At 32.7% G+C, this 14023-nt stretch carries 14 protein-coding genes; 12 read left to right on the top strand and 2 right to left on the bottom strand.

Going from position 1 to position 14023, the window contains the following annotated elements:
- The first annotated feature begins 74 nt into the window (after positions 1 to 74).
- The 12 genes from J5Y03_RS03625 to J5Y03_RS03570 all read left to right on the top strand — a co-directional run bounded on the left by J5Y03_RS03625 (position 75) and on the right by J5Y03_RS03570 (position 13115).
- Entirely contained in the window at positions 75 to 473 is a 399-nt protein-coding gene (locus tag J5Y03_RS03625; RefSeq protein ID WP_209402628.1) for a hypothetical protein, read from the top strand.
- 210 nt (positions 474 to 683) lie between these two features.
- On the top strand, positions 684 to 1643 hold the full coding sequence (locus J5Y03_RS03620; protein WP_209402626.1) for an aromatic acid exporter family protein: 960 nt from the start codon (positions 684 to 686) through the stop codon (positions 1641 to 1643).
- A gap of 115 nt (positions 1644 to 1758) precedes the next feature.
- On the top strand, positions 1759 to 2682 hold the full coding sequence (locus J5Y03_RS03615; protein ID WP_209402624.1) for a superoxide dismutase: 924 nt from the start codon (positions 1759 to 1761) through the stop codon (positions 2680 to 2682).
- A gap of 452 nt (positions 2683 to 3134) precedes the next feature.
- Complete coding sequence (locus tag J5Y03_RS03610) at positions 3135 to 4265, top strand: D-alanyl-D-alanine carboxypeptidase family protein (RefSeq protein ID WP_407648401.1); 1131 nt, start codon at positions 3135 to 3137, stop codon at positions 4263 to 4265.
- A complete protein-coding gene (locus tag J5Y03_RS03605; protein ID WP_209402620.1) occupies positions 4258 to 4851 on the top strand; it encodes a nucleoside recognition domain-containing protein in 594 nt (197 codons plus the stop codon). The genes J5Y03_RS03610 and J5Y03_RS03605 overlap by 8 nt, the downstream gene beginning before the upstream one ends.
- Before the next feature lies 1 nt (position 4852).
- Positions 4853 to 5386 carry a spore maturation protein gene (locus tag J5Y03_RS03600; RefSeq protein ID WP_209402618.1) on the top strand — a complete coding sequence of 178 codons (534 nt, stop codon included), beginning with the start codon at positions 4853 to 4855 and terminating at the stop codon, positions 5384 to 5386.
- A gap of 138 nt (positions 5387 to 5524) precedes the next feature.
- Complete coding sequence (locus tag J5Y03_RS03595) at positions 5525 to 6445, top strand: PLP-dependent cysteine synthase family protein (protein WP_209402616.1); 921 nt, start codon at positions 5525 to 5527, stop codon at positions 6443 to 6445.
- A 1-nt stretch (position 6446) separates the two neighbouring features.
- Positions 6447 to 7583, top strand: a complete 1137-nt coding sequence (locus J5Y03_RS03590) for a bifunctional cystathionine gamma-lyase/homocysteine desulfhydrase (RefSeq protein ID WP_209402614.1) — start codon at positions 6447 to 6449, stop codon at positions 7581 to 7583.
- Positions 7584 to 7601: 18 nt separating this feature from the next.
- Positions 7602 to 8243, top strand: a complete 642-nt coding sequence (locus J5Y03_RS03585; protein ID WP_209402612.1) for a class I SAM-dependent methyltransferase — start codon at positions 7602 to 7604, stop codon at positions 8241 to 8243.
- 26 nt (positions 8244 to 8269) lie between these two features.
- Complete coding sequence (locus tag J5Y03_RS03580) at positions 8270 to 8743, top strand: S-ribosylhomocysteine lyase (RefSeq protein WP_209402610.1); 474 nt, start codon at positions 8270 to 8272, stop codon at positions 8741 to 8743.
- A 387-nt stretch (positions 8744 to 9130) separates the two neighbouring features.
- On the top strand, positions 9131 to 10648 hold the full coding sequence (exaC, locus tag J5Y03_RS03575; protein ID WP_209402608.1) for an acetaldehyde dehydrogenase ExaC: 1518 nt from the start codon (positions 9131 to 9133) through the stop codon (positions 10646 to 10648).
- A gap of 412 nt (positions 10649 to 11060) precedes the next feature.
- Positions 11061 to 13115, top strand: coding sequence for a tetratricopeptide repeat protein (locus J5Y03_RS03570; protein WP_209402606.1), 2055 nt, complete (start codon positions 11061 to 11063; stop codon positions 13113 to 13115).
- Positions 13116 to 13212: 97 nt separating this feature from the next.
- On the opposite strand, the gene J5Y03_RS03565 is transcribed toward J5Y03_RS03570, so the two are convergent.
- A complete protein-coding gene (locus J5Y03_RS03565) occupies positions 13213 to 13485 on the bottom strand; it encodes a hypothetical protein (protein WP_209402604.1) in 273 nt (90 codons plus the stop codon).
- 70 nt (positions 13486 to 13555) lie between these two features.
- The gene (locus tag J5Y03_RS03560; protein ID WP_209402602.1) at positions 13556 to 13756 is read right to left on the bottom strand and encodes a hypothetical protein; all 201 of its coding nucleotides are present in this window, start codon (positions 13754 to 13756) and stop codon (positions 13556 to 13558) included.
- Between the last annotated feature and the right edge of the window lie 267 nt (positions 13757 to 14023).

The following is a 14023-nucleotide window of genomic DNA, read 5'->3' as shown; positions in this document are numbered from 1 at the left end:
TTGAAAATTGTATAATAATATACCTGTTACTTATGTTACAATTAATTTATTGAAACATTTGTGGGGTGGAAAGATTGATTATTTATGAGAGCAAAGGATATGAATTAGAAAAAGCACAATCAAACACGTCAGAGGATTTTTTTAATCGATCTGAAGTAATATATGAAGTAAATGGTGTGAAACATAAAACAGCTGTACTTTATTTACGATATTTTGAAGAGCAATTATCAACGTTTTCTGATCTTACAGACGTTACGCTTTATGAAAATGGTGATGAGTCAATCTATTTCTGTGATACTGTTGCGCTTGCAATGGTGTTAAAGAATCCAAACTTTATTGGTCGTAAACGCATCTATATCAATGAAATGACTCAATTTTCAAAAGAACTTGAAGGTGTGAATTACGAACAATTAGTACAGTACATTCGTGGAACAAAACAAAATGCTAATAAAAAAGTACACATTAATGATTAATTAGATGTTGAATAATTTTAAAATGGAAAACTAAAGGATTGGGCAATTGCTGCAGTCCTTTTTTCTTTTGCTTTTTTCATTCAATCGAAAAAAGTGTAATGAAATCCATAATAATCTAATCAAATAATTGGAGAAACTAGCAAATAGATGTTAGTCTTTTTTAGGTAACTTTATTTAGAGTTATCAATACGTCAAATGGGATGTGTAATTGTGAAAGGAAGTTTTTTGATCGGTCAACGAACGATGAAAACTGCACTTGGGAGCGGCATTTCATTGTTTATAGCAGAGTCTTTACATCTGCAAAATTATAGTACTGCTGCAGTTATTACTTTGTTAAGTATTCAAAACACGAAAAAGAAATCATTTAGTGTAGCAATTCAGCGTTTTGTTGCTTCTATTATTGCCATGCTGATTGGATGGTTTTTATTTGAGGAATTAAACTATTCACCAATCACAGTTGTAATTTATTTTTTAATTACGATTCCACTGTTAGTTAAACTTAAGCTCAGGGAAGGTGTTGTTCCAAGCTCAGTAATTGTTCTCCAACTTTATATTACTCAAAACGTGAAATTTACATATTTTTTAAACGAAATTGCCATTTTAGCAATTGGAATCTCGATTGCTCTAATAGTCAATTCATATATGCCGAGTATTGAAGAAACAATGATTAACTCAAAGGAACAGATTGAACAAAATTTTAAAATGATTTTATTCTTCATTGCGTTGTATATGAAAGAAAAAGAACAGTCTCCTCCGCAAAAAATGACTTTAGAAACAATGGAATTAATAAAAAAAGCTAAAACATTAGCATTTACTGAAGTAGAAAATAGTTATTTTAGAGCGAACTCTTATTATATTGATTACTTTGAAATGCGTGAAAAGCAATTTGAAATCATACAAGTAAAAATACTGCCATTGTTACAAAGAATCGATTGTTCTTATCCTCAAGCATCTATGGTTGCAACTTTTATTGAGGATACTGGTGTTTACTTAAAGGAAAAATCGACAGGAGCAGAATTGATCCTGAAGTTACACCTGATGAAGGAAGAATTTGAAACAATGCCATTACCAGCCTCAAGGCATGAATTTGAGACAAGGGCAAATTTATTAATGATTGTGAATGATTTAGAGAGTTTATTGAATATTAAAGCAGAATTCAGTAAGAAATAAGTTTTTAGTCGCTCAGGATATCAAGGATGTTATTTGGTGAAGGTTATATAGCCAAGATATACCTCATACAATTGTTGATAGAGATGGATAAAATTCTCTGTTATGGAGGTGTATAATGGTTAACCAACTTGAATTAGTAACATATTTCCAAGAAGTTGAAGACTGGTGTGGGAATGTATTACAGTTACTATCTGAAAGATATGATGAACTTCAAGAAAAAGAATTATTAGAATACAAGGTACGACTTCTATTAAATCGTATGGAAACGACAAGTTACTATATTGACCAAGTGTCTTTTTTAGATGAAATTAGCACTGATGTAGATGATATTCAAGGTAGGTTGTTAGCTCTCCTAAATGAGGAAGAATATGATGATAGCTACAGTTACAGAGCTGTAACGAGTGAAGAGAAAATTGAACCAGGAAAGCATGAATTACCTCCTTTACCTTATCCATATAATGCACTTGAACCATATATTTCAAAGGAAATTATGATGTTACACCATGATAAACATCACAAGAGCTATGTTGATGGATTAAATAGGGCAGAAATAGAAATTGTAAATGCAAGAAAAACTAAGCAGTATGATTTAATAAAGCATTGGGAAAGAGAACTAGCCTTTCATGGATCAGGACACTATCTTCATACCATTTTTTGGAGTATTTTAAATAAGGATGGTGGAGGCAAACCAACTGGCCCTTTACTAACCCAAATATTAAATGATTTCGGTAGTTTTGAAGACTTTAAGGATTTTTTCACTCAAGTAACAAAAAAAGTTGAAGGTGTTGGTTGGGCAATTCTTGTTTGGGTGCCAAGAGCAAATCGTTTAGAAGTATTGCAAACAGAAAAACATCAACTCTTTACTCAATGGGATACAATTCCTTTACTCGTATTAGATGTTTGGGAACATGCGTATTATTTACAATATAAATTTGACAAAGATTCATACATTAATAATTTCTGGAACATTGTAGATTGGAAGGAAGTTAGTTATCGCTTTGAATATGCAGGGCAGTTAAAATGGCAGCCATATTATTAATATTACATCATACAGTCCACTAAACAGTGGGCTATTTCTTTTGTCTTTAATTTGGTGATTAAGAACAACCGATCATTTAGATTATTTTTTTATTTGGAAAAGATTAACTAAATACTAGAGTCTATTCTAAAGGCTCATTTCTAAAAGATTGTTGCTTTTGAGATGATTAATTTTATAGACAGAAGTTGATTACAATGGAAGGTGCGAGACTCCTGTGGGAATAGCGGGAAGGCTGAGACCCCGCAGGAGCGATAGCGACGAGGAGGCTCAGCTCACGCCCCAAGGAAAGGGAGCAACCTGGAGTTGTAATCAACTAACGCATTCTAAAATAGCAAAAATGTTTACGAAATAACTAATTACTTAAAACAATATTTTGTCATGTTTCACTGAAAAGCTTCGTACACTTATTACTAATAAGGACGAACTGTGAGGTAGATACAAACATGAGAAAGTTGTTACTAATTTGTTTAACCATAATATTAATTTTAATAGGTACTTTTAAATCCCAAACAAATTATGTAAAAGCAATCGGTGGAATTAGTGCTAGAGATGTTGTATTAATGGAGGAAAAAACTGGACGAGTATTATATGGGAAAAACATTCACCAATCAGAGAAAATAGCAAGTATTACAAAAATAATGACGGCAATTTTAGCTATTGAATCAGGAAAGATGAAAAAAACTGTAACAGTTAGTTGGAATGCAGTAAGGACAGAAGGTTCCTCGATCTATTTGAAAACTGGACAAAAAATTAAACTAGAAGATTTAGTTTATGGACTAATGCTTCGATCTGGTAACGATGCAGCAAATGCTATAGCTGAGGCTGTCGGTGGTAGTGTAGAAGGATTTGTTTATTTAATGAATGAAAAGGCGAAAGAAATTGGAATGAAAGATACGTATTTTAGTAATCCATCCGGTTTAGATGAAAAAGGTAAAGAGCATTACTCATCAGCATATGATATGGCATTATTAACTAGATACGCAATGCATAATCCGATCTATCAAAAAATAGCAGGGACTAAAATTTATCGGTCTGATTCGTGGGATTATAGTTGGAAAAACAAAAATAAGCTTCTAACATCAATGTATAAATTCAGTACTGGAGGAAAAACAGGATTTACAAAAAAAGCTGGACGTACACTTGTTTCAACAGCTTCTAAAAACAATATGAATTTAATTGTTGTAACATTAAACGCTCCGAGTGATTGGCAAGACCATATGCAACTATTTGAATATGGATTTGAAAATTATCCCCAAACAAAAGTATTAAAAATGGGCGGGATTAAGGAAGTCAAACATAAAATTTATAAAAATCATGTGTTTATAAAAAATAACTTTGAATATCCGCTTAGTAATGAAGAGGAGAAGGAAGTAACCATTCTCTATCAAATGAAAAAACCTACAAAAGACAACCCTCAAGATGGTCAAATTGTTGGAAAAGCAATCATTAAACTTGAAGGGAAAGAGATTGGATATAGAAATATTTTCTACAGTAATAGCTCCGTAAAAATACTATCTAAAGAAATCATCGAACAGACAAAACAGTTATTCCTTCATTTTATAGGTGAAAAATTCAATGGTTAATCTAATTTGGGTTGCGATGACGATTATTGGGTTTGTTTTTGCGATGGTAAATGGAACAATGGATGAGGTCAATAAAGCTGTTTTCGATGGTGGAAAACAAGCAGTTACAATTTGTATTGGTTTAGTAAGTGTTCTTGTTTTTTGGCTTGGATTAATGAAAATTGCTGAGGAATCAGGTTTGTTGAAACTTTTTTCTAAACTATTTCAACCGTTTTTAAGTTTACTATTTCCTAGAATTCCGAAAGATCATCCAGCGTTTGGTTATATTTTATCTAATATGGTTGCAAATTTATTTGGATTAGGAAATGCAGCAACACCATTAGGTATTAAAGCTATGGAACAACTAAAGAAATTAAATAAAGATAGCCAAGAAGCAAGTGATGAAATGATTACATTTTTAACTTTAAATACTTCTGCTATTACGTTAATTCCTACTACTGTAATCGGAATAAGGATGGCTTACAATTCAAACAATCCTACTGAAATAGTAGGAGTAACAATACTAGCACAAATTGTTTCGTTTATTGGTGGACTTATGATTAATAGTTATTTTGCTCGGAAACGTAAAAGGAAGGGTGGGAAATAAGATGGCGTTTATGAATACATTTTCACTCTATTTAATTCCGTTTATTATCGCCATTATTTTAATATATGGAACGGTTAAAAAAGTACCGACGTATGAAACGTTTGTTGAAGGTGGGAAAGAAGGAGTAACCATAGCTGTTCAGCTAATTCCTTTTTTAGTCGGAATGTTGATTTCAATTTCTATTTTTCGTGCATCAGGGGCGCTAGATTTCTGCGTAGATCTCATGCGCCCCTTTTTAAGTCGTATTGGAGTGCCTTCAGAGATTGTTCCTCTTGCGATAATTCGCCCAGTATCAGGTTCGGCAGCTCTTGGGATTATGACAGATTTAATAAAGACACATGGTCCAGATTCATTTATTGGGCGATTAGCCTCTACCATGCAAGGTAGTACAGATACCACTCTTTATGTTCTAACAGTTTATTTTGGAGCTGTTGGAATACGGAAAATGGGGGATGCTTTAAAAGTAGGATTATTAGCAGATGCATTAAGTATCATATTTTCGATCATTTTTGTGTCAGTTTTATTTGCGAAATAAGAGTGTAAGTTTTTTTTATTGCACATTATAATTTAATAACATATAATACCTATAAGAATAGTTGGTATTTAAAATACCGAAATATATCATAGTTATTGATCACTATTTTTAGTAAGTAGTCTGTAAGGGGAAATGTACATGAAGGTTGTAAAATCAGTTCATGAACTTATTGGAAATACGCCATTAATTGAAATAACGTCATATCCTTTACCAAAAGGAACGAGGTTGTTTGCAAAACTTGAATTTTTCAACCCTGGTGGGAGCGTAAAAGATAGGTTAGGAATGGAATTAATTGAAGATGCGTTTGAAAAGGGACTACTTAAAGAAGGTGGTACAGTAATTGAACCGACTGCTGGGAATACTGGTATTGGACTTGCAATTGCTGCTAACAGGAGAAATGTAAATGTCATGTTTGTTGTTCCTGAGAAATTTAGTCAGGAAAAACAAGCGTTAATGAGGGCTCTTGGTGCAACTGTGGTAAACACTCCTACATCTGAGGGGATGACAGGTGCGATTGAAAAAGCAAAAAAATTAGTCGAAGAGATACCAAATTCTTATTTACCTCTTCAATTTCAAAATCCAGCTAATCCAAGCACCTATTACAAAACACTTGGGCCAGAATTAGTGGAGCAATTAAATGGGAAAATAGATGTATTTGTAGCAGGTGCGGGTAGCGGTGGGACCTTTGCTGGGACTGCACAATACTTAAAAGATCATTTGCCAGAAGTAAAAACAGTCATTGTCGAACCTGAAGGCTCAATTTTAAATGGAGGAAAACCAGGTCCACATGATACAGAAGGAATTGGGATGGAATTTATACCATCATTTTTATATCAATCATTAATGGACAAAATTTATACTGTGTCAGATGATAATGCATTTATGTGTGTAAGAGAATTAGCACTTAAAGAAGGTCTTTTAGTTGGAAGCTCATCGGGTGCTGCATTTTATGCAAGTTTAAAAGAGGCAGAAAATGCAAAACCAGGTAGCACCATTGTAACTATCTTTCCAGATAGTAGTGATCGTTATTTAAGTAAAAATATATATGGAGAGAGATAAAATGAAGAAAAAAACAGCGTTAATTCATGGAGGAATTAGTAAAGATGAAGCAACTGGTGCGGTCAGTGTTCCGATATACCAAGTTAGTACGTATGGGCAAGATGCTGTTGGTAAACATCGTGGATATGAATATTCAAGAACCGGCAATCCAACACGTTTTGCGCTTGAAGAATTAATGAAGGATTTAGAAAATGGTGTAGCGGGATTTGCATTTGGATCAGGTATGGCAGCTATCCATACCGTTTTCAGCCTATTAAGAAGCGGTGATCATATTGTTGTTGGAAATGATGTATATGGTGGTACTTACAGACTTCTAACAAAAGTACTTGCGAATGTAGGAATTGAAGCTACGTTTGTAGATACTAGTGATCTAAATTCAGTAAAAGATGCAATCACACCAAACACAAAGGCCATTCATATTGAAACACCAAGTAATCCACTGTTGCAAATTACGGATATTGAAGCAATCTCAAAAATCGCAAAAGAAAACGGACTTATGACAATTGTTGATAATACATTTGCCACACCTTATTGGCAACAACCTTTAGATCTAGGTGCAGACATTGTTGTTCATAGTGCAACAAAATACTTAGGCGGTCATAGTGATGTAGTTGCTGGAGTAGTTGTTACGAATAGTGAAGAGTTAGCAGAGCAAATAGCATTTTACCAAAATTCAATTGGTGGCGTATTAGGACCAAATGATAGCTGGCTTTTACAACGTGGGATCAAAACATTAGGAGTTCGTATGGAAGAGCATGAACGTAATACACGAGAAATTGTTCAATTTTTAAGTGAACATCCAAATGTTAAGAAAGTTTTTTATCCAGGACTTGAAAACCATCCTAATCATGAGATTGCAAAAAAACAAAGTAGTGGATTTGGCGGTATGCTTTCATTTGAATTAAAAGAAGGATTGGATCCTGAAGTATTTGTAAGCAAACTGAAATGGTTTACACTTGCAGAAAGCTTAGGAGCAGTTGAAAGTTTAGTTGGAATTCCTTCTAAAATGACTCATGCATCTATACCAAGAGAAAAACGCTTAGAATCTGGTATTTCAGATGAACTAATTCGATTATCAGTTGGATTAGAAGATATTGAGGATTTAATTGAAGATTTACACACTGCATTAAAATTTTAGCATCAAGGGTGAGAAATGATGGGGAGAGAATTTCTAGATGTATTTACTGGTTGGGCAGATGAGTACGATTCATTTGTTAAAGGACATGATGAGCAATATAAAGAAGTATTTCGTAGATATGATGAAATCCTGCAAGAAATTGTAAAACGTAGTGGGGACGCGGTTTTGGAATTTGGGATAGGAACTGGAAATTTAACAAAAATGCTGTTAGATGAGTACAAACAAGTATTTGCTGTAGAACCTTCACCTGAGATGAGAGCTATTGCTCAAAAAAAATTAGGTGAACAGTTTCCAATTCACGATGGAGATTTAATGACTTATCCATTACCTGATGAAGAAATAAATAGTATTGTAAGTTCTTATGTATTTCACCACTTAACTGATGATGAAAAAATGGCAGCAGTGGGGCAGTATAGTAACTTGTTAAAATCAGGTGGAAAGATCATCTTTGCAGATACAATGTTTGCTAGCAAAGAATCATTTCAAAATGAAATCAATAAAGCTGATCGCCTTGGTTTTATTGAATTAAGAGATGATTTAAACAGAGAGTATTACCCTCAAATTTCTGTAATGAAAAACATATTTGAGACAAATGGATTTGATGTTTCATTTGAACAATATAATGACTTTGTTTGGATTGTAGAAGCTATCAAAAAATAGTGAGAGAGAAATAGGAGGAAATAAATATGCCATCAGTAGAAAGTTTTGAACTAGATCATACAAAGGTAGTTGCACCTTATATCCGTCATTGTGGAACACATCAAATCGGTACAGACGGAGTTGTAACGAAATATGATATTCGTTTTTGTCAGCCAAATAAACAAGCATTACAACCTGCAACAATTCACACATTAGAACATTTATTAGCTCTTAATGTTCGTGAAGCAGTGCCATCAAATGAGCCTTTTAAAATTATTGACCTATCACCAATGGGATGCCAAACAGGCTTCTACTTAATCATTGCCGGTGAACCTTCTATTCAAGAAGTTATTAATCTTCTACGTAATACAGCGGAATTAGCAGTTCAAGCAGAGGAAGTACCTGCCGCAACTGAATTACAGTGCGGTCAAGCAAAGTTACACGATCTTGAAGGAGCTAAAAAATGGTTACATTACTGGATTTCTCAAAGTGATGAAAAACTAGCAAGTGTTTTTGCATAAATCAAAGTGTTAAAAAGCAAGAAGATGTCTTTTAATGGCGTTTTCTTGCTTTTTTTGTTGGATCTCTTTTGTATTGTTGAAAATGAGCAACCCTAAGTTCCAATCAACTATTTACGAAAACAGCCTTTAAAATAAAGGCTCTAATTTTTAAGATTGTTGTTTTTAGGTTTGTAATTTAAAAGACAGAAGTTGATTGGAATGGAAGGGTGCTCAGCTCACGCACCTAGGAAAGCGAGCATCCTGGAGTGGAAATCAACTTACACATACTAAAATAGCAATAATGTATATAAAAACAGCCCCAAAAAATAAAAACCATCTTTCCTATTCTAAGATTGTATCCGCTTACATAGAAATATAAAGAGACAAGCTTAGGAGGAGGAATGTTAAATGGTTTATGCATCACCAGGTCAAAAGGATTCTCTGATTACTTTCAAAAAGAGATATGATAATTTCATTGGTGGAGAATGGGTATCACCAGTCCGTGGTGAATATTTTAACAATGTTACACCTGTAACTGGACAAATTTTTTGTGAGGTTGCCCGTTCATCAGAAGAAGATATTAATTTAGCATTAGATGCAGCACATACAGCAAAAGACAAATGGGGAAGAATGTCTGTTACAGAACGCTCTATTTTGTTAAATAAAATTGCAGATCGAATGGAAGAAAATAAAGAGCTATTAGCTATAGCAGAAACTTGGGAAAATGGAAAACCAGTCCGTGAAACGTTAGCAGCCGATATTCCGTTAGCAATTGATCATTTCCGTTATTTTGCTGGATGTATTCGATCTCAAGAAGGATCACTTGGAGAAATTGATGGAGATACAGTTTCTTATCATTATAAAGAACCACTTGGAGTAGTAGGACAAATCATTCCTTGGAATTTCCCGATATTAATGGCTGTTTGGAAATTAGCTCCAGCACTTGCAGCTGGAAACTGTGTAGTCCTTAAACCTGCAGAACAAACGCCAACTTCTGTATTAGTGTTAATGGAATTAATTCAGGATTTAATTCCACCTGGAGTTGTGAATGTAGTAAATGGATTTGGCTTAGAAGCAGGTAAACCACTAGCTTCAAGTAATCGAATCGCAAAAATTGCGTTTACTGGTGAAACAACAACGGGCCGTTTAATTATGCAATATGCATCTAAAAATTTAATTCCTGTCACACTTGAACTAGGAGGGAAATCTCCGAATATCTTTTTTGAGGATATAGTAGGGGATGAAGTATTTTTTGATAAAGCACTTGAAGGGTTTACAATGTTTTCTTTAAATCAAGGAGAAGTATGTACATGCCCATCTCGTGCACTTATTCATGAATCAATTTATGATGAATTCATGGAAAAAGCTATTAAACGTGTTGCTGCCATTAAACAAGGAAATCCTCTAGATCCTGAAACAATGATAGGATCTCAAGCTTCAGCTGAACAATTGAATAAGATCTTATCCTATATCGAAATAGGGAAAGGTGAAGGTGCTGAAGTATTAATCGGTGGTGGACGAAATGAACTTGATGGAGAACTTCGTAATGGGTACTATGTAAAACCAACAGTATTCAAAGGAAGTAATGATATGCGTATTTTCCAAGAAGAAATTTTTGGACCTGTTTTATCTGTTACTACATTTAAAACGAAGGAAGAAGCGCTACAAATTGCGAATGATACTTCCTATGGATTAGGTGCGGGTGTATGGACTCGTGATATGGATACGGCATATCGATTTGGAAGAAACCTTGAAGCAGGTCGTGTGTGGGTCAATAACTATCATGCTTACCCAGCACATGCTGCTTTCGGAGGATATAAAAATTCAGGTATTGGCCGTGAAAATCATAAAATGATGCTTGATCATTATCAAAATACGAAAAATTTATTAGTAAGTTATTCACCTAATAAGCTAGGATTTTTCTAAGATTAAACTAAAGAGGATACTATTTTGAAAAAAGTATAGATAAAGTAGAATGTCACTACTTTATCTATACTTCTTGTCGCATTTTTAAATAGTAACAAAGTTAAATGATGTAATTGAAGTAATGAAGTAAATTTAATAGTAAGACTCATTTATGGAAGTTTTTCCATGAATGAGTCTATTTTTATAGTAATAAAGTTTTGTTTTAAATTGATCAAATTATGTTAAATAAGGAATATGTAACAAAAATATAGAAATAATTTAATAATTAATACCATTTTGTTGTAAAAATGTCATATAACCTTCGTGAATTAAAGTTGTTTTTTTGGTAAAATAGTATGACAGGCAATTAAGGAAAAGTAATCTAATTTTCTTAATTTGATAGAAAATTACTCATACATAGTAGGTGGACAGCATGACATTTGAAAAACAATTAATACAAAAGAATTTCTACAAAAATTTTGGGACACAAAATGAATTACAAGAGCATCCTATTTTAAGATTAGCAAATTTACTATTACAACCCGAGGAAGAATTAGATGAATCCTCAATCCGTTTTGCTCAAGGTGAAGTTTATTTTGAGAATAATGATTACGAGACGGCTATTTTTAAATGGACAAAAGTAAATAATGAGCTAAAAGATTGGGCGACAAAAAATATCGCAGATGCATATTTTGAACAAAAAATTTATTCTGTAGCAGAAGAAACTTATAAATCTATTAAACCAGAGAGTCCTACTTTAAAATCGGAGATCTTTTTACAATTATTTTCTTTATTTGGTGAGCAAAATAAGAATGGATTAGCAGATCAGGTGATTAAAGAAGCGGTTAAATTTAATCCGGATTATCCAAGTGTAACCAATTTTGCACGTGAATTTTATGAAGAACAAGAAGATTTTAAAAGTGCTATTGAACTAGCAGTTAATGAATCAATTAGAACGGAAGAGTTAAGTTGGTATAGAACATTAACTAGTTATATTCGTAATGGATGGACAATAGAATGGGCTCCTACCTATTTTGTAGAAACGCTTATCTCATTAGCAAGAGTAGATTATACGCAATTTGAAGAAATGGTAGAAGCGCTTTGGAATAGTTATGAACAAGAAGAGGTTTATATTTCATGGTTAGATACATTTAACCAAACATTATTCCAAATTAATGTTGAAACTGGTATGGAATGGGGAATCTTACCTTCGCTTTATGAAAATACATATCTAACTTTAATTGAAGGAAGATACTTAGTTGAAGATATAAAAGAAATGTTACCGAATTTCTTAGCAAACTGGTTACGAATTACAGATGGAAAAAGTGCAATATTCGCAGCGACATCAACTTTAGCGTGGAATGAACAGTTTCCATCAAGCTTAGAATCAACGCTAGTAAATGATGCACAAGAGCTTTATCAACATATTCAAAACTCACCTAATAACATTGAGGAACTTAAATTTTTATATGTTTCCTTACTTGATTGGGCTATGAGACAAAATGTAGATTTGAATGATTCATTCATGAATACAAACAAAAATGCGGATCAATACCTTGTTGATAGTAAAAATATTATTAACTTATTAATTGAAACTCGAATTGAAAAAGAAAACGAACTTCTTTCTTTAAAAGAATGGAATGAAGTTTTAGACCAAAATCTTAATAGTCAACTTCACACGTTAAAAGATCGTGAAATGGACCACATTCAAAAAATTTCTAATGCTTATTCTGATATGAAAGTTGAAATTATGTATGAATTAAAACTTGGAATTCCAGGGATTCTTCGTGAATGCCAGGCGATGGTAAAAGAAGATAGTGATTTTTCTACTATTCTTGAAGATATAAATCATGAAATGAATGTAAGAATTCATCGTTATTTAGAAGAAACAATCCTTCCGAAATTAAATGCTTCTCTTTTACAATGGATTGGTAATTCAGGGGTTATATTAGATAGCACTCAAGAATTCATAATTGAAATTTGTCATTCAATAAATGAATATATGCGAGAAGAACGATTAGTTTTAGAAGGGGATATGAAGTTACTTGAAGATTGGCGTCGAGATGTTGACAGAATGACAAGTTTAGTTCAGCTTGAAGAAATTGATATTTTAATTCAATCATCACCATCTCAGTTTATCTTAAAGAGCACTGGTGGTTTATTCGGTTTATTTTCTAAGGCTTCACAAGTTGCTCAGTATCAAAAACATATTGACGGTATAAATTATGACGAAGTATCATCTACGATTATTAGTAAATTCTTTTTACAATATGAGATGTTTGAGAAGTCTTTACAAAGAGATATTCTACTATTCTTAAGAAGTCCTTACCACTATTTACATGAACTAGTTGATGAAACAAGAAATTCAATCCATCAATATTCAACTACATTAGGTGAAATGAAATCGAACCCAGAGTTATTTTTTGATCCAATCAACTTTTATTCAGTCCGAGTAATACAACAGGAATTAATTAGAAATAAGAACTAACTTAAAAACGAGGAAAATGCCGATTTTCATGTCGGACTTTCCTCGTTTTCTTTTTATTTCATATTAATAGGGAAGGATACCACTTATGGATGCCTGTTTATCGAACAACTAATAATAGATTTTCGCTAGGTACTGTAAATTTTACTTTTCCAATATTTTCTTCTATATCTTCAAGTGTTGGAAGTTCATCAAAACTTTGAATTGAAATTGCATTATCTAAACATAGTAATATATAAGGATACTTTGTTTCAGTAGAGTCATAAATAATTTTGTAAGCTGATGATGGTTCATCATCTGTGAAAAAAACGTCACCTAATTTGAAATTGCCAATGGCTTTATATTTTATCAAAGTGCCAAATGAGTAGTCCATTTTTCAGTCCCCTTATTATCTGATATGACAATTCATCCCATTAGAAGAATTGATTATGTATTTCTTAGTTTTATGAAAAATTTAAATGAAGTGTTAATTTGTTACTCGGAGCTACAATTTTGACTTCACCAATCCATGATTCTATTTGTTCAATTGTTGGAATATCTTCATAATTTTGTACTAACCTTGCATTTGAAAGATTAATTAAGACATAAGGAAACTCTTCTTCGTCTTCTTCTAAAGCAACTAAGAAAATTTGTTCCTTTTCCATTGTGATTACTATTTCTCCAGGCCTTACTTTCCTAGTGTTTTCGTATTTTTTCTGATACCGAATTGTGTAGTTCAACTATTTTCCTCTTTTCTACTATTTCTACTAATAGAATATGAAAATAATATAAAATTAGACTATTACATAGATGATAGATAGAAAATATTTATGTAATTGGTGAGTAAAAAACACACTAAAAATTTATTAACTAAGAAAAAAACTACAACTTGGTATTGATGCTAGAAGTACAGGGAATAATCTAATTATTGA

Origin of the sequence: Gottfriedia endophytica (genome assembly GCF_017814275.1) — a bacterium.
Classification (GTDB): domain Bacteria; phylum Bacillota; class Bacilli; order Bacillales; family Bacillaceae_G; genus Gottfriedia; species Gottfriedia endophytica.
Note: the sequence above shows the minus strand (reverse complement) of the source record. Positions and strands in the feature narration are given on the sequence as shown.

What these genes read in the sequence shown, in the direction of transcription:
- J5Y03_RS03615 (WP_209402624.1), top strand. Translation starts at nt 1,759, where the DNA reads ATGGTTAACCAACTTGAATTAGTAACATATTTCCAAGAAGTTGAAGAC.
- J5Y03_RS03605 (WP_209402620.1), top strand. Translation starts at nt 4,258, where the DNA reads ATGGTTAATCTAATTTGGGTTGCGATGACGATTATTGGGTTTGTTTTT.
- J5Y03_RS03600 (WP_209402618.1), top strand. Translation starts at nt 4,853, where the DNA reads ATGGCGTTTATGAATACATTTTCACTCTATTTAATTCCGTTTATTATC.
- J5Y03_RS03595 (WP_209402616.1), top strand. Translation starts at nt 5,525, where the DNA reads ATGAAGGTTGTAAAATCAGTTCATGAACTTATTGGAAATACGCCATTA.
- J5Y03_RS03590 (WP_209402614.1), top strand. Translation starts at nt 6,447, where the DNA reads ATGAAGAAAAAAACAGCGTTAATTCATGGAGGAATTAGTAAAGATGAA.
- J5Y03_RS03585 (WP_209402612.1), top strand. Translation starts at nt 7,602, where the DNA reads ATGGGGAGAGAATTTCTAGATGTATTTACTGGTTGGGCAGATGAGTAC.
- J5Y03_RS03580 (WP_209402610.1), top strand. Translation starts at nt 8,270, where the DNA reads ATGCCATCAGTAGAAAGTTTTGAACTAGATCATACAAAGGTAGTTGCA.
- exaC (WP_209402608.1), top strand. Translation starts at nt 9,131, where the DNA reads ATGGTTTATGCATCACCAGGTCAAAAGGATTCTCTGATTACTTTCAAA.
- J5Y03_RS03570 (WP_209402606.1), top strand. Translation starts at nt 11,061, where the DNA reads ATGACATTTGAAAAACAATTAATACAAAAGAATTTCTACAAAAATTTT.
- J5Y03_RS03565 (WP_209402604.1), bottom strand. Translation starts at nt 13,485, where the DNA reads ATGGACTACTCATTTGGCACTTTGATAAAATATAAAGCCATTGGCAAT.
- J5Y03_RS03560 (WP_209402602.1), bottom strand. Translation starts at nt 13,756, where the DNA reads ATGGAAAAGGAACAAATTTTCTTAGTTGCTTTAGAAGAAGACGAAGAA.